Here is a 26588-nt window from a genome sequence, read left to right on the forward strand (position 1 = left end):
TATAGCAAAACCCACATCATAATTGATATGGGTTTTGCTTGCGACGTCATATACATAATAGCATGAACCTTCTCCGGAAGTGACTTAAAATAAGAAGAGTAGAAACATTAGAATTCCTTAATGGATTTCCATGTTTCAAACTCTAATTTGTAGTCATGCAGGAAAAATTTCGTATTTTTATTTGATCTTAAGTAAATTATTTATTAGTGTTTGGAGTTCTTTAGTTTTAACTTTATCCATTGGTTCTACACCTTTTAATTTATAAGGGATAGATAAAGCTTCGTATTTATTTACTCCAAGAACGTGATAGGAAAGAAGCTCTAGTTTATCAACATGCGGAACCTCTTTACTAATAATTTTCGCGAGTTTAGTTATATGTTCCACAGAATCTGTAATTCCGGGTACAACAACATGTCTTACCCAAACTCTAGATTTAGAGTGTCTTAACGCTTCTAAAAATGTATTAACATCAGTTGAATCTCTGCCAGTTAAATTAACATAACCTTGACCAGTTGTATGCTTTATATCTAAAAGAACTAAATCTGTATGCTTTAATATCTCTGAATAGTCACCATCACCAAAACCAGCTGTGTCTATGGCAGTATGGATACCATTTTGTTTACATAATTTTAAACACTCAAGTAGAAATTGTGGTTGAACTAACGGGTCGCCGCCAGAGAAAGTAACTCCACCGGAAGATCTATTAAAATATGGTTTGAATCTAATGATTTTTTGAACAATTTCTTCCGCAGTCATTTCAATGCCGCCACTTAGATTCCAAGTATCGGGGTTGTGGCAATAGGCACATCTTAGTTTGCAGCCTTGAAAAAAAACTACTACTCTTATTCCAGGACCATCAACCAGGCCCATGCTCTCTATAGAATGAATTTTACCTTTTACCATATATACTCCTCCTTCAGATTTGTTACAAGAAATTTCAATGTCAAAACTAGATTATATTCATTTCATATTAAAACAAAAACAATATTTTTGCTTTAATATAAAATGAAACCCACAATTAGTTTTATATAAATTGAGAAGTGCTTATAATAAGCACCTCTCATAATATATAAAATTATTTAGATTTTATCATGGAAAGTTCTGCTAATAACTTCAAGTTGTTGTTCTTTTGATAATCTATTAAAATGAACAGCATATCCTGAAACTCTTATTGTGAGTGTTGGATATTTGTCTGGATTCTCATAAGCATCAACTAAAACTTCTCTATTTAGTACATTTACATTTAAATGGTGTGCGCTTTGTGCAAAATAACCATCTAAAAGGAAAACTAGATTATTTATTCTTGTAGATTCATCTATTCCAAGTGCAGCTGGTACTATTGAAAAAGTATTTGAAACTCCGTCTTGGCAATAATTTCTATAAGGAATCTTAGCAACTGAATTTAATGATGCTAATGCTCCATTTTCATCGTTACATTGTGTTGGGTTTGCTCCAGGAGCAAGTGCTATACCTTGTTTTCTTCCATCAGGAGTTGCTCCTGTCTTCTTACCATAAACTACATTTGATGTAATAGTAAGTGCTGATAAAGTATGCTCTGCTCCCTTATATGTAGGGTGTGTTTTAAGATTATCGCTGAATTCCTTTATAAGATTAACAGCTAAATCATCAACTCTATCATCATCATTTCCGTATTTAGGGAAATCTCCTTCAATTTCAAAATCAACGGTTATGCCATTCTCATTTCTTATTGGAGATACCTTAGCAAATTTTATAGCACTTAAGGAGTCGGCTGCAACAGAAAGCCCTGCTACTCCAAATGCCATGAAGTATTTAAGATCACTATCATGAAGAGAAAGTTGACCAGCTTCATAAGCATATTTATCATGCATATAATGTATGGTATTCATTGTATCCACATACATTTGCGCAACATATTTTAAAACTTTTGAATACATTTTTCTAACTGTTTTGTAGTCAAGAATTTCATCAGTTGTCTTTTCAATTCCAGGTACCACAAGTTTGCCTTTTAATTCGTCGACTCCGCCATTAAGCGATAGTAATAAAGATTTTGCAAGGTTAGCTCTTGCTCCAAAGAATTGCATTCTCTTACCAATTTCCATAGCAGATACACAACAAGCTATACCATAATCCTCACCATATATTGGTCTCATTATATCATCATTTTCATATTGTACGGCATCAGTTTCGATAGACATTTTAGCACAATACTTTTTGAAAGTTTCTGGTAATTTTTCTGACCAAAGTACAGTCATGTTAGGTTCTGGTGCTGATCCTAGGTTTGTTAATGTATGAAGGAATCTAAAAGAATTCTTTGTTACCATTGCTTTGCCATTAAGAGCAACGCCACCTATTGATTCTGTTACCCAATTTGGATCTCCACCAAATAAATCATTATATTCAGGAGTTCTAAGATGTCTTGCCATTCTAAGTTTAATTACGAATTGATCAATAATCTCTTGAGCTTCATTTTCGGTTATTAAACCTTTCGCCAAATCTCTTTCAAAATAAATATCTAAGAAAGTAGTAGTTCGTCCAAGTGACATTGCAGCGCCGTTGTTTTCTTTTATTCCTGCAAGGTATCCTAAATAAACTGCTTGTACAGCTTCTTGCGCAGTGGTAGCCGGTTTTGAAATATCAACGCCGTATTTTGAAGCCATGCTTTTTATTTGACCAAGTGCTTTAATTTGCATGCTTAGTTCTTCTCTGTGTCTTATTAAATCATCTGATGCACGTCCTGTTAATTCTTTTAAATCTTTTTTCTTCTGCTCTACTAAATAATCTAATCCATAAAGAGCTATTCTTCTGTAATCTCCTATTATTCTTCCTCTACCATATGCATCTGGAAGTCCAGTTAATAATCCTACGTTTCTTGCAACTTTAGTAGCATCAGAATATGCATCGAAAACTCCTTCATTATGAGTTTTTCTATACTTAGGGAAGTATTTTTTTATATCCTTGTTTAATTCGTAGCCATACTCTTCAAGTGATTGCTCTACCATTCTAAAGCCACCAAATGGGTTTACTATTCTTTTGAGTGGTGCATCTGTTTGTAATCCAACAATTACTTCATTTTCTTTATCTATATATCCAGGTGCAAAATTATCTATGCCTGAAACCTCATTAGTTTCTACATCTATAATACCTTTCTTTATTTCTTCTATAATAAGGGAATTAGCTTTATTCCAAACTTTATTAGTTTTATCAGTTGTTCCTACTAAGAAACTATCATCACCTTCATATAAGGTATAATTTTTTTGAATAAAGTCTTTTACATTAATTTCATCTTTCCACTGGTCGCCTTTAAAGCCTGTCCATTGTTTAAACATTTGTTTTCCTCCTTATAATACATTAATGTTATAATATTTTTTAAAGTGATTGGTTTTACATAAAATCACAACAAATTCATAAAATAATCGATATATAGTAGTGGTAATTTAAATTGATTATGTCGATATATATATTGTAATATTAAAAATGAAACAGTTCAAGTGTTTTATAAAAGTTGGAAAATTGAGAATATTCAGATGACTATGCGAACGTTGAAATACAACACTTTAGAAGTGTTAAACATTTAACGAAGAAAAACAACAGGATGTTTTTAAAATGAAACAAGGCCATACTGGATTGGATTATAATAGAAAAATATTCTTAATTACTTGAAACTTTAACAAATTATATCAATGCAGACTATTAATCAAATTAGATGTTGCAGTTTTGCAGAAGATTATTTAATATAGACTACTTGGAAAATATATATCGCTAAAGGGGTAGATGATATGGGATAAACAAAGAGACATATATGTCATCTTTAAAAAACCATATTATTTTCATTTACAATGATGTATAATTAATAATACTGCATCAATTATAATGGAGGTAAATTATATGAAGAAGCCTAGCATGTTTAGTAAGGATTATGAGAAAGAAGTGAAAAAACGAAGAAAAACAATATTATTATTGATTATTGTACCTATAATAGGGTTGAGCATATTTTTAGCTACAGATTTTGATTTTTTATTAAGTAAACCAAAAATCAATGCAGAGGATAAGGGAAGTAAGGCAGCGGAATCACAAAAAAAATCAGAAGAAGTTGTTAAACAACAGGCAGATGATGAAAAGTCGAAAGCTGCAGAGGCTTCAGCAAAAGCAAAGGCAGAGGCTGCTTTAAAAGCGGAAGCGGTTGAAAAAAATGAGATCTTTACTGCTTCATTTTCGGATGGGCAGAAAATTAGCGTTGAATATAATGTAAAATCAGGCGAAAAAAATATAAAAGGTGTATCAAACACTAAAGATATATCATATGACATAAGTCCAAGTAAGAAAGCAATAGTAGTGCAGAGTACGAAAAACCAGGATATGCTATACATTGATGTGAATAAAATCACTAAAGACATCACAAAAAAAGAATATAAATCTAGTAAAGGTGAAGTTTTTCCTAAAGTAAATAAGCTTAAAGAGAAACCAACATATATTTGGTCAATTACACCTAAGTTCATTGATGAAGATAATATTGCATACGTTAGTGAATTACCTTGGATGAAGGAAAAGGAAGTTCAATATATATGGAAGGTGAATTTAAAAAATAATGAGCATACGCAGGTAATGTCATTATCTGGTAAGCAAATTACTTTTAAAAACATAACGGCAAAGGGGCTTGAAACAATTGTAGATGGTCAGGTAGTGTATGTAAATTCATTAGGTGAAGTAACGCAGTAGAGAAAAGAGGTTAAGCATGGATATAGGATTATCTTCGGCATGTTTTTATCCTAATTTGAGTACGGAAAACAGTATAAAAAAGATGAAAGAGTTAGGGTTTAATCATGGTGAAATATTTTTTAATACACCGGGTGAGTACGAGGAAGATTTTTTAAAGAGGTTACTTGAAAAAAAAGAAACCTATGAATTCAATGTAAATTCGGTTCATGCATTTTCAAGTTCATTTGAGCCGTATCTTTTTGATAAATATGACAGAAGACGCCTGGACATGTTAAAACATTTTAAAAAAGTTTGTAGGGCAGCAAAGATATTAGGTGCAAGCTGTTATACATTTCATGGTATGCGCAGTGCAGATTTTAATGAGCTTGATACTAAATTTGTTATAGATACATATAATGAACTTTCCTATATTGCAATGGAAATGGGGATTAAATTGGCGCAGGAAAATGTATCTTGGTGTATGTCGGCAAATTTAAAGTTTTTAACATTTTTGGCTGCTAAATGTAAGTACCCAATATATTTTACTTTAGATTTTAAACAAGCGTATAAAGCCAATGTTTCTATAGAAAAGTATATTGAGGTTATGGGTGAAAATATAGTGAACCTTCATATTAATGATAGAGATGAAAATTCCCCTTGTCTTTTACCTGGAAAAGGTAATTTGGATTATGAATATATATATAACAAACTTAAGAGCGTTAAGTATAGTGGAAAAGGAACTATAGAAGTTTATAGCAGCAATTATTTAAGTTGCGAGGAACTGACACAAGCAAAGGAATTTGTTGTTGAAAAATTTAACAATAGTTCAGAAGGAAAGCCTCGCACTTCTATAAGTGACAGTTCTATACTATAGCAAGGAGAAAAGCTTGGCAAAATTAACTTGTAAATTATAAGCAATTTGGTTATAATTATAGCATTAGACTATTTGAGCAAATATGCTTAAGAATATTTGTAAATACATGAAAAGTTATGTTATAATATTTAAAGTAATAAGCATTTGTGGCGATTAGGAGGAGTAATATAATGAACATTAAAATGGAAAAATTAGAAAAAAATATTATTAAATTAGAAATAACGGTGGAAGCAACAAGATTTAATGAATCTTTGAAAAAATCTTGTGCAAAAAACTCAAAGACTATTAATATACCTGGGTTTAGAAAAGGTAAAGCTCCAATGAATATAATAAAGAAAATGTATGGTGAAGGTGTTTTCTTTGAAGATGCTATAAACTTCTGCTGTGATGATACATATCCAGAAGCTTTAAAAGAGTATGATATAAAGCCATTGGATTATCCTCAAATTGATATTGTTGAAATAGGGGAAGGAAAAGATTTTGTATACACTGCATCAATTGCAGTAGCACCCGAAGTTCAAATTGGAGAATACAAAGGATTAGAAGTTAAGAAAACTGAATATAAGGTAACAGATGATGAAATTGAAAATCAGTTAAAAGGCATGCAAGAAAAAAATGCTAGAGTTGAAGAGAAGCTTGATGGCGCTGTTGCAATGGGCAACATAGCAATTATAGACTTCGAAGGATTTGTTGAAGATGTAGCTTTCGAAGGCGGACAAGGAACAGATTTTGAACTTGAAATTGGTTCAGGATCATTTATTGATACCTTTGAAGAACAATTAATAGGCTTAAAAGCTGGAGAAACTAAAGAAGTTAAAGTTAATTTTCCAGAAGCATATGGAAGAGAAGACTTAAATGGAAAACTTGCAACTTTTAATGTAACTATTAAAAGCATGAAAGAAAAAGAATTACCAGCTATTGATGATGAATTTGCTAAAGAAGTGTCAGAATTCGATACTTTAGAAGAATTAAGAAATAACATTAAAAAATCACTTGAGGTATCAAGTGCAGATAGAGAAAAGAAAGAATTTGAAGAAGCTGTAATAGATGCAGTTTGTTCTAACGTAGCAATGGATATTCCAGAAATTATGGTGAAAAGAGAAACTGATATAATGCTCAAAGATTTAGAAATGAAATTAAAACAACAAGGGTTAGATCTTGAATCGTACTATCAGTACACTAACAACACTGAAGAAAAGGTTAGGGAGTTCATGAAAGAAGCAGCTGAAAAGAGAGTTAAAACTGATTTGGTAATAACAGAGATAGCGAAAATAGAAAAATTTGAAGCTAGTGATGAAGAACTGTTAGAAAAAGCTAAACAAGTTGCGGCGCAATATGGAGACAAAGAAATAGATAAAACAGCAGACTTAATTATGAAAGCGCAAAAACAATATCTACAAATTGATGTTGTAAATGAAAAAGTAATAGATATGTTAGTTGATAGTGCAAAAGTTACTGCATAATTTATACTAGAATTAATTGCCAGATATTTCTCTGGCAATTAATTTTAAATACAGGATAAAATTAATTGATTAAAAAATAATTACTTGGGATAGAATTAAGGAATAGATTACCTAGTTAAACAGTACTATTATTAGAGTAAAGGAGTGAATTATATGAGTTTAGTGCCAATGGTTGTTGAACAAACTAATAGGGGCGAAAGATCCTATGATATTTATTCGAGATTATTAAATGATAGAATAATTTTCCTAGGAGAAGAGGTAAATGATGTCACTGCTAGTTTAGTTGTTGCTCAGTTATTGTATTTAGAGTCGGAAGACCCTGATAAAGACATTTATTTATATATAAATAGTCCAGGTGGATCAATTACAGCAGGGATGGCTATTTATGACACAATGCAATATATAAAACCACAAGTTTCAACTATTTGTATTGGTATGGCAGCATCCATGGGATCGTTCTTATTAAATGCTGGTGAAAAGGGAAAAAGATTTGCATTACCTAATAGCGAAATACTTATACATCAGCCTTTAGGTGGGTTCCAAGGTCAGGCAACTGATATTGATATTCACGCAAAAAGAATTATGAAAACTAAAGCTACACTAAATAAAATCTATAGTGAAAGAACTGGACAATCAATTGAAAAAATTCAACATGATGTTGAAAGAGATTACTTCATGAGTGCACAAGAAGCTATGGAGTATGGATTAATAGATGAAGTTATATCTAAAAAGAAATAACATTAAACGAAATAAGGTTAGTTGAGGTGAAAATATGACAAAGTTTGATGAAAAAAAACAACTTAAATGTTCTTTTTGTGGTAAAACCCAAGAACAAGTTAGAAGATTAATTGCAGGACCAGGAGTGTATATTTGTGATGAGTGTATAGAATTATGTTCTGAAATAATTGTAGATGAATTCCAGGGGGATGTTGAACTAGACCTAGGGTCGTTACCAAAACCTGCAGAGATAAAAAAATATATAGATGAGTACGTAGTTGGGCAAAATACCGCTAAAAAATCTTTGGCTGTAGCAGTATATAATCATTACAAAAGAATAAATTCAAATGTTAATGAAGGTGATGTTGAACTTCAAAAAAGTAATATATTATTACTTGGACCTACAGGAAGTGGTAAGACTTTACTAGCTCAAACATTAGCAAAATATTTAAATGTACCTTTTGCAATAGCCGATGCGACTACACTTACTGAAGCAGGATATGTAGGAGAAGATGTAGAAAACATCTTACTTAAATTAATACAAAATGCTGATTATGATGTAGAAAAAGCAGAAAAAGGTATTATCTATATAGATGAAATAGATAAGGTAGCTAGAAAATCTGAAAATCCTTCTATAACTAGGGATGTATCTGGAGAAGGCGTTCAACAGGCGTTACTTAAAATATTAGAAGGCACTACAGCATCAGTTCCACCACAAGGTGGAAGAAAGCATCCTCATCAAGAGTTTATTCAGATAAATACATCAAATATTTTATTTATCTGTGGAGGAGCATTTGATGGACTTGATAAAATTATAGAAAAAAGAACTAGAACTACATCTGTTGGTTTCGGAGCTGAAATAAGATCAAAAGAAGAAGCAAATGTAGGAGAAATGTTGAAATTTATAATGCCAGGAGATTTATTGAAATTTGGATTAATTCCAGAGTTTGTAGGAAGGCTTCCGATAGTAGTTACTCTTGAAGCGTTAGATGAAGAAGCATTAGTTAAAATTCTTAGTGAACCTAAAAATGCGCTCATTAAACAATATAAGAAATTGTTTGAGATGGATAACGTAGAATTAGAGTTTGAAGAAGAAGCGTTAAAAGCTATAGCTAAAGAAGCTATCAAAAGAAAAACTGGAGCTCGTGGACTTAGATCTATTATAGAAGATACAATGAAGGAAATTATGTTTGATATTCCATCTAATGAACAAGTATCTAAAGTAATAGTTAATGAGGATACTATTAGAACTAGAAACCCACAATTAGTCTTAGCTGAAAGTGGAAAAAGAGAAAAATTAAAGATTGCACAGAAAATTAAAACTAAAAAAGGCCCAGAAACAGCATAGTAAACTAAGACTAAATCATCACCTACGCAGGTGTAATATTAATGTAGAAGAAAGACGGATTATATATCTGTCTTTTTTTTATTGTGCGCCCGGCATGGGCGCAATCTAATGGGTGAAAGTCCCTAGCACGGGTTAATAGTGCCAAGTGCATAGCTTAAGACAAGGGTGTCCATCGTGAGATGGAATCTGAAGGAAGTTGGCGGCCAAACTCCGGTCTGACGAACAGAAACTACATATAAGGCATATGCTTGTGGGTAAGTTTGCAATACAAAACGAAGCCCAAAACTATTCGAAACAAGTGGTGTAAATGTAGCAGATAGATGGAGTGAAAGATTGCGTTCTTACCCGGGGAGATCTGATAGGTAAGTTGTGGATATGAATTTAGAAATAACAACCCATACAGTGATGTATGGCTGAACTATCAGAAGTCAGCAGACGTCATAGTACCATGCAAAACGCGTTAGCGTGGGAAGGACTGAACAATAGGAGGTTTTGGAATTTTGAAGGATACGAGAAAATATGATAAAAGCAGACAACTTCATAAAGAAGGCTCTCTACGAGAGAATAGAGTGGAACTCGAAGGTAATGTAGAAGTGCATAGTATTTCCTCTATGTCAGAAGAAGGAAGAAACGATGTGAATGAATATGATAATGGTTTACTCGAGCAGATATTATCGAGAGATAATATGAATAAAGCATATAAAAGAGTAAAAGCCAATAAAGGAAGTCATGGGATTGATGGTTTGACAGTAGATGAACTTCTACATTATCTAAAAGAGCATGGACAAGAATTAAGGCAATCATTATTAGAAAGTAGATATAGACCTCTAGCCGTAAGAAGGGTAGAAATACCAAAACCTGACGGTGGAATTAGGCTACTTGGAATACCTACTGTATTAGATAGAGTTATTCAACAAGCGATATCACAAACTCTAATACCAATATATGAAAAGAAATTTTCTGATAATAGTTACGGTTTTAGACCTTTAAGAAGTGGAAAACAAGCTGTTGAAAAATGTAGGGGATATATTAATGCTGGACATACATGGACGGTGAATATAGACCTTTCTAAATACTTTGATACGATAAATCATGATAAATTAATAAGGATACTATCGGAAGATATTAAAGATAGTAGAGTAATTTCTCTGATACGAAAGTATCTACAAAGTGGAGTGATGATAAATGGGGTATTTATGAATACAGAAGAAGGAGCACCTCAAGGCGGGCCTTTGTCCCCATTATTAAGTAACGTAATGTTACATGAACTCGATGTAGAACTAACAAAACGAGGACTAAACTTTTGTAGATATGCTGATGATGCGAATATATACGTCAAAAGTGAGAAATCAGCAAATAGAGTAATGAAGAGTATTACGAGATTTATTGAGGAAAAGTTAAAGCTTAGAGTGAATAAAGAAAAGAGTACAGTAGATAGACCTTGGAAACTTAAATTTTTAGGATTTTCATTTTACCGAGCAAAAGGTGAATACAGAATGAGAGTTCCTCAAAAACCTATAATCAAATTCAAAGCAAAGCTAAAAGAATTAACTTCAAGAAGTAATGCGATGAGCATGAAATATAGGTTTATGAAACTTAAGCAAGTGATAGTTGGATGGATAAATTATTTTGCTATTGCAGACATTAAAAGTATTCTTAAAACACTTGATGAATGGTTAAGGCGAAGAATTAGAATGTGTTTTTGGAAACAATGGAAAAAGATTAAAACAAAATATGGGAACCTTGTTAAATTAGGAATACCAAACAATAAAGCTTTGCAATATGCAAATACAAGGAAAGGCTATTGGAGAACATCCAATAGCCCTATATTAAACAAAACATTGACCAATAAATACCTTAAAAATATAGGATTAGTTTCTATATCTGAGACATATTTATTAAAACATTAATTTCTATTGAACCGCCGTGTACCGAACGGTATGCACGGTGGTGTGAGAGGTCGCTAAATAAATTAATTATTTAGCTCCTACTCGATTTGAGGAAATTATAAAATTAAAAATTTGAATAATATATGGAATAAGAAGAATATATTATTCATTTCTTGACCATAATATAAATGATGCAATATTTACTAAAATATGCAAATTTAATATGAGAAAGGAGGATTAGTTTAATATATTAAATATTAAACTTTAAATAATATGACAATGAAACTTCTTATGGCAATACAACTTTTTTTTACAATAGTTATTGGATTATATTTTTTTAATGCATTAAAAAGTCAGCAAAGTAGTAAGGTGGTTGTTAATAAAGGAAACAAAAAAGAAATGGAAAATTTAAGAAAAATGAAAAGCATAAGCCTTACAGAACCACTTACTGAAAAAAGCAGACCGACAAGATTCGAGGAGGTTATAGGACAAGAAAAAGGAATTAAGGCACTGCAAGCAGCAATATGCGGACCTAATCCTCAACATGTCATAATTTATGGGCCACCTGGAGTAGGAAAAACAGCGGCTGCTAGATTAGTACTTGAAGACGCTAAAAAAAGAGAACGATCTCCATTTAATGAATGTTCTAAGTTTGTAGAAATAGATGGAACAACTGTTAGATTTGATGAAAGAGGGATTGCAGATCCGCTTATTGGATCCGTTCACGATCCCATTTACCAAGGAGCCGGACCACTCGGAGCGGCTGGAGTACCTCAACCAAAGCCTGGAGCGGTTACAAAAGCACATGGCGGAATTCTATTTGTTGATGAAATTGGAGAGCTACATCCTATAGAAATGAATAAACTCCTTAAAGTATTAGAAGATAGAAAAGTATTTTTAGATAGCGCTTATTATAATGGAGAAGATCCTAACATGCCGCTTTATATAAAAGAAGTATTTGATGAAGGGCTTCCAGCTGATTTTAGACTTATAGGTGCAACTACACGTAATCCAGAAGAAATAATGCCTGCAATAAGGTCAAGGTGCATAGAGATATTTTTTAGGGCATTACTACCAGAAGAATTACAAACAATCGCTGAAAATTCAATAAATAAAATAGGTCTTAAAATATGTGAAAAAGCATTAAAGCTTGTTGGTAAATACTCTAGCAATGGACGTGATACTGTTAATTTAATTCAGTTAGCTAGTGGTATGGCTATTAACGATGATAGAGATGAAGTAAGTGTTGAGGATGTTGAGTGGGTTATAGAAAATGGTCAGTACTCCCCAAGGTTCGAAAATATGATATCCGATAAACCACAAATTGGATATGTAAACGGGCTTGCGGTTTACGGATCTAATATAGGAGCGGTAATGGAAATTGAAGCTAGTGCAAAAAAAATAAAGCTTAGAAAAGGTGTTCTTAAAATTACAGGAATTATTGAAGAAGAAGAAATAAGTAGTAGCAATAAAAAATTGAAAAGAAAAAGTACTGCGAGATCATCAGTAGAAAATGTGGTTACAGTACTCGAAAAATATTTTGATATAGATTGTGATGATTATGATATTCATGTAAACTTTCCAGGTGGATCACCAGTAGATGGCCCATCAGCCGGGGTTAGCATAACAACTGCAATATATAGTGCAATAAAAGGTGTGCCAGTTGATAATATGGTTGCAATGACAGGAGAGATATCAATTCATGGTAATGTAAAGCCGATAGGCGGTGTCAATGCTAAAATCGCTGCTGCAAAAAAAGCAGGTGCCACAAGAGTTATTATTCCGAGGGATAATTGGCAAGATAGTTTTAAAAGTATTGAAAATATTAAGATTATACCAGTGAGTAATATTAGTGAGGTAATTCGTGAGGCGTTACTTCAGGAGAATCCTAAAAATATTTCAATTGCATTTGAGAAAGATGTGGATGTTATAGCAGCTGAATCATTAAAAGGATAAATCATATTTTAAAAAAAAGGTGATCACTATTTAATTATAGTAGATTACCTTTTTTATTTTAAACTTTGTAGTATTGAAAAATAATTGTATTATAGGTATACTATAGTAGTCGAAATATAAAAACATAAAAATATAATGATCAAATATTTATAGTTTGTGATATCTATTCTTTGTAAAGTAGAAGTTTGATTTTACATTAATAGAAAAAAATTAATATAATATAGAAAAGAGGGAGAAAAATGGATAAAATTACAAAACTTCTTCCGTTAATTCCGTTAAGAGGCATGAATATATTTCCATATATGGTATTGCACTTTGATGTTGGTAGGGAAAAATCTATACTTGCATTAGAGGATGCTATGCTAAATAATCAAGAGATTTTTCTGGGTTCACAGAAAGTATCAAAAATTGAAGAACCAGAAGAGAAGGATATATATAATATTGGTACTATTTGTAACGTAAAACAAATATTAAAGTTGCCAGGAGATGCAATTAGGGTACTAGTTGAGGGAATAAAGAGAGGTAAGATTCTTGAGTACAAAGAGAAGGAACCTTTTGTACGGGTGGAAGTAGAAATTATTGAAGATGAACTGTATGAAGATAATAAGGAATGTAAGGCATACATTAGAAGTATAGATAAAGCCTTTGAAGAATACATAAATCTATCAGTTAACAACTTCCCAGATGCTTTATTCAGTTTAGAAGAGACGGAAGAGCCAGGAAGATATTGTGATATGGTAAGCTCATATTTAATACTAAAGCCAGAGACAAAACAAGAATTGCTTGAAACAGTAGAAGTTATTAAAAGATTAGAAAAATTGTTATTTATATTAAAAAATGAGGTTGAAGTATTAAAAATAGAAAAGAAGATTGGAACCAAGGTTAAAGGTAGAATTGATAAAATCCAAAAGGAATATTACCTAAGAGAACAAATAAAAGCTATACAAGAAGAATTAGGAGAAGATGACGAAGATAAGAGAGAAATAGTAGAATATGAAAATAAAATAAAAAAGGCAAAGCTTCCTAAAGAGGCAAAAGAAAAAGCAATTTATGAACTAAATAGATTGAAAAGTTCAGGGAGTTATTCTTCTGAAAGTGGAGTAACAAAAGCCTATTTGGATTGGATATTAGCACTACCCTTTAATAAAGTGACTAAAGATACCATTGATATTAACAAGGCTAGAGAAGTTTTTAAAGCGGAACATTATGGGCTCGAGGATGTTAAGGAAAGAATAATAGAATATTTAGCAGTTAAAAAAATCAGTAATACGCTTAAGGGTCCTATACTTTGTTTGGTAGGTCCACCAGGAGTTGGAAAAACATCTATAGCAAAGTCTGTTGCTAATGCATTAAATAGAAATTTCGTTAGAATGTCACTTGGTGGAGTAAAAGATGAGGCTGAAATAAGAGGACATAGAAAAACTTACGTGGGAGCAATTCCAGGTAGAATTATATATGCCATGAAACAAGCCGGATATAGAAATCCATTATTCTTATTAGATGAAATTGATAAAATGAGCAGTGATTCTAAGGGTGACCCGGCAGATGCGCTTTTAGAAGTTTTGGATAGTGAACAAAATGCAACTTTTAGGGATCATTACCTAGAATTAGACTTTGATTTATCGAAAGTTTTATTTATAACTACTGCAAATAAATTAGATACCATTCCAAGACCATTACTAGATAGAATGGAAGTTATTGAGGTGTCAGGCTATACTTCAGAAGAAAAATTCCATATCGCTAAAAATCACATTATTCCAAAGATGTTAAAAGAACATAATATGGATGATGATAAAATAACTTTTTCCGATTCTTCGGTGAATTGCATTATCGAAAATTATACTAGGGAATCAGGGGTTAGAAATCTTGAAAGAAAAATTGCCTCAGTTATAAGAAAGGCAATAACTGAAACGGTAGAAAAGGGTAAAGAAAATGTTAATGTTACAACTTCACATGTTAAACGATATTTAGGTCCAGTTTTATATACCTATGATAAAGCTGACGAGGAAGATGGAGTAGGAGTTGTAACAGGCCTTGCGTGGACAGAGGTTGGTGGGGTTATCTTGCCTGTAGAGGTAAGTGCTATGGATGGAACTGGTAAGCTTCAACTTACCGGTCAATTAGGAGATGTTATGAAAGAATCTGCTAAAGCTGGATACAGCTATGTTAGAGCTAATGCAGCCAAATATAATATTGATAAAGATTTTTATAAAAATAAAGATATTCATATTCATGTACCAGAGGGAGCGGTGCCTAAAGATGGACCATCGGCCGGGGTAACTATGATAACTGCAATGGTATCTGCCTTAACTAACAAAAAAGTAAGACATAATGTAGCGATGACAGGGGAGATTACACTTACAGGAAGAGTGCTGCCTATTGGTGGACTTAAGGAAAAATCGCTAGCTGCTTATAGGGCAGGAATTGATACAATTATAATACCTAAAAATAATGAAAAAGACATACAAAAAATACCAAATAGTATTAAAAATAAACTAAAATTTATAATTGCAAGTAAAGTAGAACATGTGCTTGAAAATGCATTAATTGGAGAGATATATAATGGAGATAAAACAATCTGAATTCATAATTTCAGCAGTAAAACCTAACCAGTATCCTACAGATAATATGGTAGAGTATGCTTTCGTTGGTAGGTCCAACGTAGGAAAGTCTTCTTTAATAAATACTTTAACAAATAGGCGAAAGCTGGTTAAAGTTAGTGGAACACCTGGAAAAACTAGACTTATAAACTTTTTTTTAATAAACAATAGCTTTTATTTTGTTGATTTACCAGGTTACGGATATGCAAAAGTATCAAAAACTGAACAAGCTAAATGGGGTAAGATGATGGAGGACTACCTAATTCGTAGACCACAACTTCAAAAGGTAGCATTACTTGTGGATTGTAGACGTAAGCCAACTAAAGATGATCTTCTAATGTACGGATGGATTAAACATTTTGGTTATGAAGTTGTAATAGTGGCAACAAAAAAAGATAAGTTAAATAGAGCAGAGCTTGTAAAAAATAATAAGTTGATAAGGGAAACATTTGCTCTTGAGGCGAATGAGGAAATTATTAATATTTCCTCACTAAAGAAAATAGGTGTAAAAGAGTTACTAGGAAACATGTTTAAAGATGATCACATAGAAGAATAAAAAATAAAAGAGACCTACATTACGGCGTGCAAACTAGTACTTTGTGCATAAAGTAATGAGGTCTATTTTTTTTTGCCTTTAGCATGTGTAAAAAATATACAGATCGCAGGTAATGATTTAAGCACATGGAAAAGATGATTTAATTTGAAAATCTGTGTCAATTTATTTCTACAAGAATAGTATATATTAGAACCAAAGAAAAAGATTTTAAAAGGTAAAACAACAATAAGGAGGCAAGTAAATGGATATGAATAGCTTATTAAGTGGCTTGAGTAGTGGCAAAGGAAATTTAGGCGGTGGCAACTGTGGCATCGGAGGTGGCAACTGTAACAACAGAGGAGACTGTGACTGTGGACGCGGCTTTGGTGGCGGATGTGGCGGATTCGGCGGCGGAAGAAGCTCAATAATTTGGATCATTATTCTATTATGCTTATGCGGAGGATGGGGTCAAGGACAAGAGAGTGGAACTGTCTGCGGATGCGATCCTAAACACTGCAAGGAACTTTGCAGATGTGGCTCAAGTAGTAGAGGTGGATTTGGCGGATTTGGTGGATTTGGTGGCGGATGTGGCGGATTCGGCGGCGGCGGTGCATGTTGCTGGATAATAATCTTAATTCTTATATTCGCATGTGGTGGCAATAATGGTAGACAAGGCAGAGGATGCACAAATAATTTTATAAATCTAGATAACTGTGATGAAGATTGTTAGATAAATAATTGTAATTGCACAAATAGATAAATTAAAATATTAATTAACTTGAGTTAAAATAAATAGTGCATTAAAACATGGCCCAGGAAGGGGAGTTTTATATGTCAAAAAGAAGACGTCGTGTAAGAAGATGTTGTGATAGAACATCAGAATGTGGATGTAGAAATGGAAATCAGTTTTCAAGTATATGTACAAATCCATGTTGTGCGTTAATACTCTTAATTATACTTCAAAGAACATGTCTACTTGAAAACAAAAATGCTTTCTTGCTAATATTGATATTCATAGTTTGTTGTTGTTGTAAAGGTAGAAATGTTGAAACACCAGCGAGAGGATGTTGTTGTTAATTCTAAAAATCAGGGAGAGCTTATGCTCTCCCATTTATAAATGAGGTGATAAATATGTCAAAACATCATAAACATGATAGAAATAATATGAATAATGAAAATAATAATAATAATAATGCAAATAATAACAATGACAGTAATAATAACGGTAACAATAATAATAACAACGGCAACAATAATAACAATAACAATTCTGGCAATAACCCATTAGCACAAATGATTAATGGAAATTCTGCAAATCCTTTGATGGGATTATTAACTAGCTTTCTTGGAGGAAATAATGGCGGGGGCAATAATATGCTTGAAGGGTTAATTTCTGGGTTAGGTGGCCAAGACAATAATATGCTAGGAAATTTAATTGGCAGTTTAGGCGGACAAGACAATAATATGTTAGGAAATTTGATGGACAGTTTAGGAGGGCAAGGTAATAACATGCGAGGCAACTCAGCGGATAGTTATTCAGGAAATGTAAATTCAACATCGAATTCAGCAAAAAATAATAATAATAATCAAAATGGTAATAATAATCAAAATAATCAAAATAAAAATAATAAAAATAATAATAGTAATAATAGTAATAATAGTAATCGTAATAATGGTAATAGTAATAGTAATCGTAATAATGGTAATAGTAATGAAAAAAACAATGATCTTAATGAGAATAATGATTTAGTAAATTCAAATGAAGATGGGCAAGATAACATGTTATCAAATATATTTTCAGGTATGGGTGGTATAGATTTAAGCGAAATTTCAAATATGCTATCTGGAATAGATTTAAATAATCTAGACTTAAACAATCCAAATCTTGATGATATTATGAATTCCATATCGAATAATGATTCTTTTGAAAGCAAAGACGTTGAATTTAAACATACGAGTCCTAAAGAAAGTACACATAGCATTTTACAATTCTTAGAGGATGAGGATAAGGAACAGCTTATTTTTATATTAGCTCATCTAGTAGATGATAAAAAAATTGAAGTGCTCAATAAAATCGTAGAGGAAAATGATACCTCAAGACATTAGAATTTCTACAAATAAATGTGTATTCTATATAAAAAATTTAAATATATTTTATAATGAATAAAACTCCGTAAAAAGGGTAATATTATAAATGTAATCGGAGTTGAAATCTCCATTAGCATAAAATAATTATTTTATGCGTAACCCCCCATCCCCCTTGGGACCGATAATACGGTCCCTTTTATAATTGTGTATATCTTAATAATATCGCTTTATTACTTAAGGGTTACAGAGCTGATCTTGAAGATAGAAACTTTATTCTCATTAGGCATAAGCTTTACAATTAGGTCTATAGTATAGTTTTTTGTTTCTTTTAAATCATTTGTATTAGTTCCTTTAAAATTTAATGTCCATAGAATTTCACTGGCATTACCGTCTTTGTCCCAATTATAATCTTTGAAAACAGCATCTTGAAAAGTAAAATGTATTTTTTGGCTTGATAAATCGCCTAATAGTGAAATATCATTACCATTTAAATAAGGTGCGAAAAGTTCTTTTGACATATTTAATTCTGATAATGGAAAGCTTTCCATCAGGTTTACAAAACCTAACATGGTGTTTTTACCCATATAATTATCGGCATAATTATAGTTAAAAGACTTTAAATTATTTTTAATGAAAATATAACTGACTAAGTTCATTTCACCATCTTTAATATTTCCAGATATAACTTTAGGAGTTTTATTATTTTTACTATCTATAAAACCTAAAATATTGTTTGTGCTGCAAAATATATCATCAAATTTTTCTCCGGTCCAAAGAAATACATGCTGAATAGCCTCATCCTTTACTGATGCTTGAGTAAATATTTCAGGTATATTATTTCTAGATATGTCCATTAAAGTAAGTCGCATCGGCCACTGTGAATAATAATTTCCCACTGTGTTACTTTTTTTAGAAGGCTCTAGGTAATAACTTTTAGATTCTGAATTTATTTGGATATAATATTTATCTGCATCTGTTTTTATGTAGAGAATATCCTTATTCCCATCTGCTGTTAGATCAGCTTGCATCATTTTGTTTTCATTAACAACATTAAACGTACTTATTGAACATTTTCTGAAAAACAAAAAAAATGTAAGCATTATGGTAAAGGTAATAATTGCTAAAGTATAATAGACAATTTTCTTCTTAAAAAATAGTATCTGTAATTTCATATATTACACCCCCCTCTAAATTATATGTAACAATTGTATGTTTAATTAATTTATATTAAATAAATTTAAAAAAGATTCATATTTATTAATAAAGTGAGGTGAACTTATGAAAAAATCATTAAAAAATTTATGTTGCGTTCTTATAGTTTTAACTATGGTGTTTAGCTTTTCATCATGCAAAATGGATGAAAAAGAAAAAAAATTAAATATATTTTTAGACACAACTGATGAGTCTTCTTCAAAAGTAATTAAGCTTTTAATTGATGATTTTAAAAAGAACAACCCTGATGTTGAAGTAAAACTAAATGATGCACTAGGTGATAAAAGTGATATCATGGAGACCATTAATTTAGGAACAGAAATTGATGTGATTTTTACTAATAGGAATAAACTTATTGAACTTAGTAAAAATGGAGTTTTGAGTGATATGAAAGATTCTTATGATGATAATACTATAAATAATAGATACTATAATATTATGAGTTCTTATGGTAGAGTAGGAGATAAATACTATGGAATAGGGGTTGTGCCATATTCTATTGAGCTACTATATAATAAAGCGAATCTTGAGAAACTAAAAATATCTAACCCTAATAATTTAGAACAATGGTTAAATGTGCTAAAGCAAATTAATGGTAAGGGTATGAAAACTCCTGTAGTGTTAACGGGAGATGTAGATGCGAGTGGATTTCTATTTTCATTAATAGCTAGCAAGAGCATAAGTATTCATGACGTTGAGGAAAAATATGATAGTGGTGAGGAATCTTATAAAAAATTGAAAGATGTACAGGGAATATTTAAAGAATTTGATTCTTTAACAAAAAATAATGGAATTACTAAAGACTCTTTTGAATTAGGTAATGAACAAAATATTACGGGTTTTAATAATGGCGATTCTCCATTATTAGTATGTATTTCTTATTATAATTCTAAACTTAATGGAAGTAACATAGGCATAATAGGAGATTACGAGAATAATTCAAAGTATGGGTCTAATGGGCCTATTATAATTAATTCTTTATTAAGTGTTCCTGTAAATGCAAAGAATGGCGATAATGCCGATGCGTTTATTAAATATATTTACAGTGATGAGGTTCAAGCAAGAATTGTGCAGAAAGGAATTATAAGTGGAAATAAAATCGCAAATAATAAAGTCACAGGTATTGGTAAAATAATGGTTCAACATATATATAAAGCTAATGATAATAATATACCTATATTATATAATTTACCTGATAAACTCAAAAACAATGTACTTTTGGCTTTGAAAAAGATTTTAGGTGGTGGTTATAGCTCTAAAGAATGGGAAGAGTTATTAAAAGAAAGTTATAAATGATTTGGTAAATAAAGAAAGAAGTATGAATTTAATTTCATACTTCTTTCTTTATTTAATTATTTTGCAATTTTCACATAAACCATAAAAATATACTTTACTCTCTAAAACTTCATAGCTAGTATGCTGTTTTACATCTTCGCGTATATTTGAAAAACGTATGCCTTCTATGTCATCAACCCTGCCACAACTTATGCAATGTATGTGAGGATGTGAAGACACATTGCCATCATATCTAAAGTTACCCTCACCTACATTAAGTTCAATTATTAATTTAACTTCTATAAGAGTTTTCAATGCTTTATAAACCGTAGCTAAACTCATAGTAGGATACGTTGGTTGCAGAGCTTTGTAAATCACTTCTGCAGAAGGATGCTCTTTTGTTGATTGCAAATATTTATAAACAGCAATCCGTTGAGGTGTAAGTTTTAATTTCTTCTCTTTAAAAATTGTTGTAATGTTATCCATATACACCATCCTATAATGTTATCAAATCTGTTGTAGGTTTTATTATATAATAAAAACTATTACTTGTCAAAAAAATAATATATTTAGAATTAATAGGAATTTCAAATTTTATTTTATTTTTAATTCATTTATAGGATAAGTAACATATATTAGTAATAGAGAAAGGGGGAGCTGACATTTTGAAAAAAACCTATGTACTAGATACAAATGTTATTTTGTATTCACCAAGCGCCATATTATCTTTTGGAGATAATGATGTAATAATACCTGAAGTGGTACTCGAGGAATTAGATAGTTTTAAGAAAGATAAAAGTGATTTAGGGGCTAATGCTAGATATGCGGCTAGACTTATTGATAAACTTAGGAAGCAGGGGAAACTAAATGAGGGTATTGATTTAACAAGTGGAGGAAGACTTAGAGTAGAGATGAATCATTATGATACCAAAATTCCTGATTCTTGGAATAAAGAAAAAGCTGACAATAGAATATTGCAGGTATGTAAAGGGCTTAAAGAGCAAGGCGAGGATGTATGGTTAATAACCAAAGACATTTTTCAACGAATAAAGGCAGATGCCGTAGATATTAATGTAGAAGATTTTTATGAAAAATTTGTACCGGAGTATGATAATCAGTATACAGGAAGAATGGAGGTATTTGTATCTCCAGAAAAGCTTCAGGAGTTTTTCAGTAAAAAAAATTTGGAAGTTGGTGCCTTACTTAAATATGATGAGGAAACAGAAGAATATACCACTCCATTTTTATACACAAATCAATTTTTAATAATTCATTCAATGGAAAATCCTAAACAAACAGCACTCGCTAGATATGATGGTAAAAATGTAGTACCTCTTTATAATAAGGAAAGTAAACCTTCAGGAGTTTCGCCAAGAAATGTAGGTCAGAAATTTATGCTGGAAGCTTTAAGCGCTGACTCAGTAAAAGCACCACTCGTAATTATAAAAGGACCTGCAGGAACAGCTAAAACATTATTTTCATTAGCGGTAGGACTTCAAAAAATATTACAGGATAGTAATGAACATTATAGAAGGATTTTAATCTGCAGACCCAATGTTACTATGGATGAGGAAATAGGGTTTTTACCGGGTACAGAACAAGAAAAAATATCACCATTCATGAGGCCGATATTTGATAATTTAGAGATACTTGTGGAATCTGATGAAAAAGAACGTTACAAAAATGAGAAGCAACTATTAGATAAAATAAATGACTTGTTTGATAGGAGAATTATAACTACTGAAGCTGTTGCTTATCTTAGAGGAAGGTCCATAGTTAAAAATTGGGTAATTATAGATGAGGCACAAAATTTGTCGCCGAAACAAGTTAAAGCAATAATAACTAGAGTTGGAGAGGGAACTAAGTTGATTCTTATAGGTGACCCAGAACAAATAGATCATCCTTTTCTTGATTCAAGGTCAAATGGTTTGTGTTATGCCTCTGAAAAAATGAAGGGTAGTGACTTGTGTTATCAAGTAACTTTGAAATATGATGAATGTGAGAGGTCGCCCCTAGCATACGAAGGCTCTAAAAAATTATAAAAATTTAATTCTATAGAAGAGAGTATAAAAATTTATACTCTCTTTTGTATTAATTTATCATATGATATTTATATTCACAAAAATTACATTTAAAAGATGTGTTAAAATATATAGTTTTATTGTATAATATGATAGTACATAATAAAGAAAAGGATGGGAAAGATGAAAAAAATAGAAAAATGTGGGAAGAGAAAAAAAAGAAGTCAAAGCACGCTTGTTTTATTTTTTATAATATTTGAATTAACTTTTACAGCTATTACAGGCCCATTTATGATTTATTATGGTCCGTTTAAAAATGTAAAGACTACAGTGGTAGGTTCAGCAATGACCACTCTTTCATTACAGTGGCTAGCAACATCATTTTTATCCGATGAAAAAATAAAAGAAATTATGAAGGACCAAGTAGTGGAAACTATAGCTCAAGATAACTTGGCTGGCGTAAATGTAGAAAATAAAGATGATAATAGTATTGAAAGATATGATGTTAAAGGGACAAAATTTAAAGGGCATGTGTTAGTAATCAGTGACGCGACTAGATTAAAAGTAGGGTATAGTAGTAAGCTCAACCGGGAAGGGCAATTAAGGGAAGGGCAATTAACTAGTGATATTGCAAAAAATAATAATGCAATTGCAGCGGTTAATGGTGGCGCGTTTACAGATAAAGCTGGTGACACAAAATGGGCAGGAACGGGAGCAAATCCAACAGGAATTATAATGTCTAATGGTAAAGAAATTTTTAATGATATAAAAAATGAAAATGAAAAAACAGAGGTTGTAGCATTTACTAAGTCGGGAAATCTATTAGTTGGAGCTCATTCAATTAAAGAAATGAAAGAGCTTGAAGTGATGGAAGCGGTATCTTTTGGTCCGGCACTTATAGTTAATGGACAGAAAACTATAAATACGGGTGTCGGAGGGCAGGGGATAGCACCTAGAACAGCTATTGGACAAAGAAAAGATGGAGCAATAATATTATTAGTTATCGATGGTAGACAGGTAGGCAGTTTAGGGGCTACTTTAAGAGAGGTACAAGACGAATTGTATAAGTTTGGTGCTTATAATGCTACTAATTTAGATGGAGGTTCTTCTTCTACCTTGTTTTATGATGATGAAGTTATAAACAATCCTAGCGACAGCTATGGAGAAAGATCTATACCTTCAATTATTTATGTGGAGAGTAGGCAATAAAGTGAAATTTGAGCATAGTACATTTTAAATTAAAGGAGAAGAAACTATGAGTTGGAAGAAAAGAATAAGTATATGGATAGTATTTTCGTTATCCATGCAATGTTTAGTTCTATTTTATATAGATCATTATTTTTTAGCTACTGATTCAAAAATGGTTACGGAAAAAATTGATGAAAATAAAAGCGATAAATTAAAAAATATTGATATTACATTGCCAGCAAACGCAGAAAATATATTAGTATCCTATGGTGCTAAATATTTATGCTATTATGAGAATAAAGAATTAAAAATTGCTGATGGTAAGAATGGAAACGTTAAAAATATAGAGGCTGAAGATGGAAGTGAAATTTCTTTTTATAAATGGCTTCCAGATAGAAATAGAATGTTTTTAGTAGAGAAAAGTGATGATGAGTCTAGTAAATTAGTAGTATATTCTTATGACGTAGAAAAAGGTGAAAAAGTAAAGATAGGAAAATTAGCCTATACTGGTACAAATGATGAAGTAGAAGATATTCAAGTATCAATTTTAACAGGGGTTATTTATATAAAGGTTTTAAATGAAGGTGGTAGCAGTAGTATATACAGAATTGACAGAGACTATAGAAGTGACAGAGACGAAGAGATGACAAAAATTGATACAATACCAAAGAGTGTGAGTAATATGGCATTAGCGCGCCATGAAGATAATTTGGTGTACGAGGGATTAGTCTATAATAAAATGTATTCTACCACCCTTGAGGAACCTATAAATATTAAAGGTGTAGAAAAACTTACTTTAATTGGCACTGATGATGAGGACAATGTGTATCTTGGAGAATTAAAAGATAATTTGGTAAGCAAAATTTATTATGGGAAAACATTAGAAAATACTGAAAATTGGAAAGTGATTGATTTACAAAAACCTTCTAAAAAAAATGATCTATTTGTTACATCTCTTGGTAAGGTCTATCAAAATGATGTAATGAAAGCTGTAATAAAAGATGTTAGTTCTGGAACTGAAACTAGCTATAAAGGAAAATTATTGCAATTGTATACTAAGGGAATAGTATCATTGGTTAATGATAAAGAAGTATCTTTTGTTCTTTTTAAGTAGTCGATACTATGATGTTTATTTAAGACCTTATCTTTTTAAGATAAGGTTTTTTCTATAATCTGAAAATATAAGTTAATTCATAAGGATATAGTTGTGGGAATATATTATTTTATTTTAAGAATATTCAATTCAAAATAACAATAAACTTTGTTATAATAGGATAGTAGACATCTTAAAAAATAACAAGTCAAAGATGCATTAACAAGGTGAGTAGCGATTAACATTGCCTACCATGTAGGAGTATAAGGAGGAATAAATTTGGATACACAACAAATATTAAATAAGATTTTGATGATACCCGCAATTTTATTAGCATTTACTTTTCATGAGTATGCGCATGCTATCGTAGCAGATAGGTTAGGAGACAAAACTCCACGATTTCAAGGGAGACTTACGCTGAATCCAATCGCACATATAGATCCAATGGGATTTCTTATGATTATATTAGTAGGGTTTGGTTGGGCAAAGCCTGTTCAGACAAATCCTAGTGCATTTAAAAATTATTATAAGGATGATTTGAAAGTTTCAGTTGCAGGCCCAATTGCTAATCTAATTCTAGGGTTTGTATTTGCAATTCTTACTGTGTTATTTTCGAAATTTCCACCAATTCATGGTGGATTATATACTATTATTAGCCAAATTTTAATAATTACAGGGTACCTAAATTGTATTTTGTTTTTTCTTAATTTAGTGCCAATACCGGGATTTGATGGATCTCATATAGTTAGGGATTTGTTCCCAAAGTTTTTTTACAATTTACCAGATACAATTTATAGGTATCAATTCTTAATATTTATGGTGTTAATATTGCCTATATTACCTGGTGGACAATCAGTTTTTACTTATATCGTGCAAGCGCCAGGGTTATGGTTATTTAAACAATTTTTAAATATTGCAGGGATGTTTTAATATTAATATAAAGCTAAGAAAATCATATAGTGATTTTTTATTATTTAGAATGTAAGGAGAAAAATATATGCGCTTAAGAAAAAAATATTGGGCTAGGCCAGAGCTGGAAACTAGTCATATTGTAATAACTGACCAATATGATCACAAAGGAAAATGGAATGAAGAGTTTAAAAATAACAATGCAATTCATCTAGAACTAGGTTGCGGTAAAGGTAGATTTATATCAGAAAAGTCCAGGAGAGATCTCGATATCAATTTTGTAGGCATTGATTTAAAAGATGAGGTTCTGGTATTTGCCCTTAGAAAAGTTATAGAAGTAAGAGAAGTTGAAGGGGAACAAGACATAAATGTACGTCTTATGCCAATGAACATTATGCTTATTGATGATGTGTTTGCAAAAGATGAGATAAGCAGAATTTATATAAATTTTTGTAATCCTTGGCCAAAAGACAGACATAATAAAAGAAGATTAACTCATACTAAGTTCTTGACGAGCTATAAGAAATTCTTAAAACCGGGATCTGAAGTTTGGTTCAAAACAGATGATACAGAGTTATTCGAAGAATCGGTAGATTATTTCAAAGAGTGTGGGTTTGAAATATTATTTTCAACCTATGATTTGCATAAGAGTGATTTTAAAGATAACGTAGTTACAGAATATGAAGCTAAATTCACAGAAATAGGCAAACAAGCTATGTTTCTACAGGCAAAATTAATTTAGC

At 31.4% G+C, this 26588-nt stretch carries 22 protein-coding genes; 18 read left to right on the forward strand and 4 right to left on the reverse strand.

Annotated features, from left to right (window positions below; translation table 11 throughout):
* Positions 1–177: 177 nt before the first annotated feature.
* Together pflA and pflB are read right to left on the reverse strand one after the other, a co-directional pair.
* The gene (gene pflA / locus ACWJKE_RS16840; protein ID WP_216301915.1) at positions 178–903 is read right to left on the reverse strand and encodes a pyruvate formate-lyase-activating protein; all 726 of its coding nucleotides are present in this window, start codon (positions 901–903) and stop codon (positions 178–180) included.
* Positions 904–1079: 176 nt separating this feature from the next.
* On the reverse strand, positions 1080–3308 hold the full coding sequence (gene pflB / locus ACWJKE_RS16845) for a formate C-acetyltransferase (RefSeq protein ID WP_216301916.1): 2229 nt from the start codon (positions 3306–3308) through the stop codon (positions 1080–1082).
* A 559-nt stretch (positions 3309–3867) separates the two neighbouring features.
* Here pflB and ACWJKE_RS16850 point away from each other — a divergent pair.
* The 12 genes from ACWJKE_RS16850 (at position 3868) to ACWJKE_RS16905 (ending at position 18165) form a co-directional block, all read left to right on the forward strand.
* Positions 3868–4698 (forward strand): hypothetical protein, encoded by an 831-nt coding sequence (locus ACWJKE_RS16850; protein WP_216301917.1) that lies wholly within the window; start codon positions 3868–3870, stop codon positions 4696–4698.
* Positions 4699–4714: 16 nt separating this feature from the next.
* Positions 4715–5551 (forward strand): sugar phosphate isomerase/epimerase family protein, encoded by an 837-nt coding sequence (locus ACWJKE_RS16855; RefSeq protein WP_216301918.1) that lies wholly within the window; start codon positions 4715–4717, stop codon positions 5549–5551.
* Between the two features lie 170 nt (positions 5552–5721).
* Positions 5722–7014: a trigger factor gene (tig, locus tag ACWJKE_RS16860; protein WP_165412010.1), complete on the forward strand. Its 1293-nt coding sequence runs from the start codon at positions 5722–5724 to the stop codon at positions 7012–7014.
* 153 nt (positions 7015–7167) lie between these two features.
* A complete protein-coding gene (clpP, locus tag ACWJKE_RS16865; protein ID WP_216301919.1) occupies positions 7168–7752 on the forward strand; it encodes an ATP-dependent Clp endopeptidase proteolytic subunit ClpP in 585 nt (194 codons plus the stop codon).
* Positions 7753–7786: 34 nt separating this feature from the next.
* Positions 7787–9079 (forward strand): ATP-dependent Clp protease ATP-binding subunit ClpX, encoded by a 1293-nt coding sequence (gene clpX, locus ACWJKE_RS16870; protein WP_165412008.1) that lies wholly within the window; start codon positions 7787–7789, stop codon positions 9077–9079.
* Between the two features lie 500 nt (positions 9080–9579).
* On the forward strand, positions 9580–10989 hold the full coding sequence (ltrA, locus tag ACWJKE_RS16875) for a group II intron reverse transcriptase/maturase (protein ID WP_462952630.1): 1410 nt from the start codon (positions 9580–9582) through the stop codon (positions 10987–10989).
* Positions 10990–11241: 252 nt separating this feature from the next.
* Positions 11242–12924 carry an ATP-dependent protease LonB gene (gene lonB, locus ACWJKE_RS16880; RefSeq protein ID WP_165412007.1) on the forward strand — a complete coding sequence of 561 codons (1683 nt, stop codon included), beginning with the start codon at positions 11242–11244 and terminating at the stop codon, positions 12922–12924.
* A gap of 239 nt (positions 12925–13163) precedes the next feature.
* A complete protein-coding gene (gene lon, locus ACWJKE_RS16885; RefSeq protein WP_216301920.1) occupies positions 13164–15506 on the forward strand; it encodes an endopeptidase La in 2343 nt (780 codons plus the stop codon).
* Positions 15487–16080 carry a ribosome biogenesis GTP-binding protein YihA/YsxC gene (gene yihA, locus ACWJKE_RS16890; protein WP_165412005.1) on the forward strand — a complete coding sequence of 198 codons (594 nt, stop codon included), beginning with the start codon at positions 15487–15489 and terminating at the stop codon, positions 16078–16080. Before lon ends, yihA begins: the two co-directional genes overlap by 20 nt.
* Positions 16081–16321: 241 nt before the next feature.
* Complete coding sequence (locus ACWJKE_RS16895; RefSeq protein ID WP_253198077.1) at positions 16322–16789, forward strand: hypothetical protein; 468 nt, start codon at positions 16322–16324, stop codon at positions 16787–16789.
* A 101-nt stretch (positions 16790–16890) separates the two neighbouring features.
* Positions 16891–17136 carry a hypothetical protein gene (locus tag ACWJKE_RS16900; protein WP_165412004.1) on the forward strand — a complete coding sequence of 82 codons (246 nt, stop codon included), beginning with the start codon at positions 16891–16893 and terminating at the stop codon, positions 17134–17136.
* A gap of 54 nt (positions 17137–17190) precedes the next feature.
* Positions 17191–18165, forward strand: coding sequence for a hypothetical protein (locus ACWJKE_RS16905; RefSeq protein WP_462959036.1), 975 nt, complete (start codon positions 17191–17193; stop codon positions 18163–18165).
* A gap of 212 nt (positions 18166–18377) precedes the next feature.
* Here the strand turns inward: ACWJKE_RS16905 and ACWJKE_RS16910 are convergent, their stop codons facing one another.
* The gene (locus ACWJKE_RS16910; protein ID WP_216301922.1) at positions 18378–19319 is read right to left on the reverse strand and encodes a VCBS repeat-containing protein; all 942 of its coding nucleotides are present in this window, start codon (positions 19317–19319) and stop codon (positions 18378–18380) included.
* Between the two features lie 106 nt (positions 19320–19425).
* Here ACWJKE_RS16910 and ACWJKE_RS16915 point away from each other — a divergent pair, with 106 nt between their 5' ends.
* Positions 19426–20655, forward strand: coding sequence for an ABC transporter substrate-binding protein (locus ACWJKE_RS16915; protein WP_216301923.1), 1230 nt, complete (start codon positions 19426–19428; stop codon positions 20653–20655).
* A 48-nt stretch (positions 20656–20703) separates the two neighbouring features.
* Here ACWJKE_RS16915 and perR read toward each other — a convergent pair whose 3' ends face one another.
* Positions 20704–21120: a transcriptional regulator PerR gene (perR, locus tag ACWJKE_RS16920; protein ID WP_165411623.1), complete on the reverse strand. Its 417-nt coding sequence runs from the start codon at positions 21118–21120 to the stop codon at positions 20704–20706.
* A gap of 179 nt (positions 21121–21299) precedes the next feature.
* Between perR and ACWJKE_RS16925 the strand changes: the two genes are divergently transcribed.
* The 5 genes from ACWJKE_RS16925 (at position 21300) to trmB (ending at position 26587) form a co-directional block, all read left to right on the forward strand.
* Positions 21300–22676 (forward strand): PhoH family protein, encoded by a 1377-nt coding sequence (locus ACWJKE_RS16925; protein WP_165411624.1) that lies wholly within the window; start codon positions 21300–21302, stop codon positions 22674–22676.
* A gap of 162 nt (positions 22677–22838) precedes the next feature.
* Entirely contained in the window at positions 22839–23864 is a 1026-nt protein-coding gene (locus tag ACWJKE_RS16930; protein ID WP_462959037.1) for a phosphodiester glycosidase family protein, read from the forward strand.
* Between the two features lie 46 nt (positions 23865–23910).
* Entirely contained in the window at positions 23911–24957 is a 1047-nt protein-coding gene (locus ACWJKE_RS16935; RefSeq protein ID WP_216301926.1) for a hypothetical protein, read from the forward strand.
* Between the two features lie 291 nt (positions 24958–25248).
* Positions 25249–25866 carry a site-2 protease family protein gene (locus ACWJKE_RS16940; RefSeq protein WP_187351393.1) on the forward strand — a complete coding sequence of 206 codons (618 nt, stop codon included), beginning with the start codon at positions 25249–25251 and terminating at the stop codon, positions 25864–25866.
* 67 nt (positions 25867–25933) lie between these two features.
* Positions 25934–26587 carry a tRNA (guanosine(46)-N7)-methyltransferase TrmB gene (gene trmB, locus ACWJKE_RS16945; protein ID WP_216301927.1) on the forward strand — a complete coding sequence of 218 codons (654 nt, stop codon included), beginning with the start codon at positions 25934–25936 and terminating at the stop codon, positions 26585–26587.
* The last annotated feature ends 1 nt before the right edge of the window (position 26588 follow it).

The sequence above is a fragment of the Clostridium sp. CM036 genome (assembly GCF_055081135.1).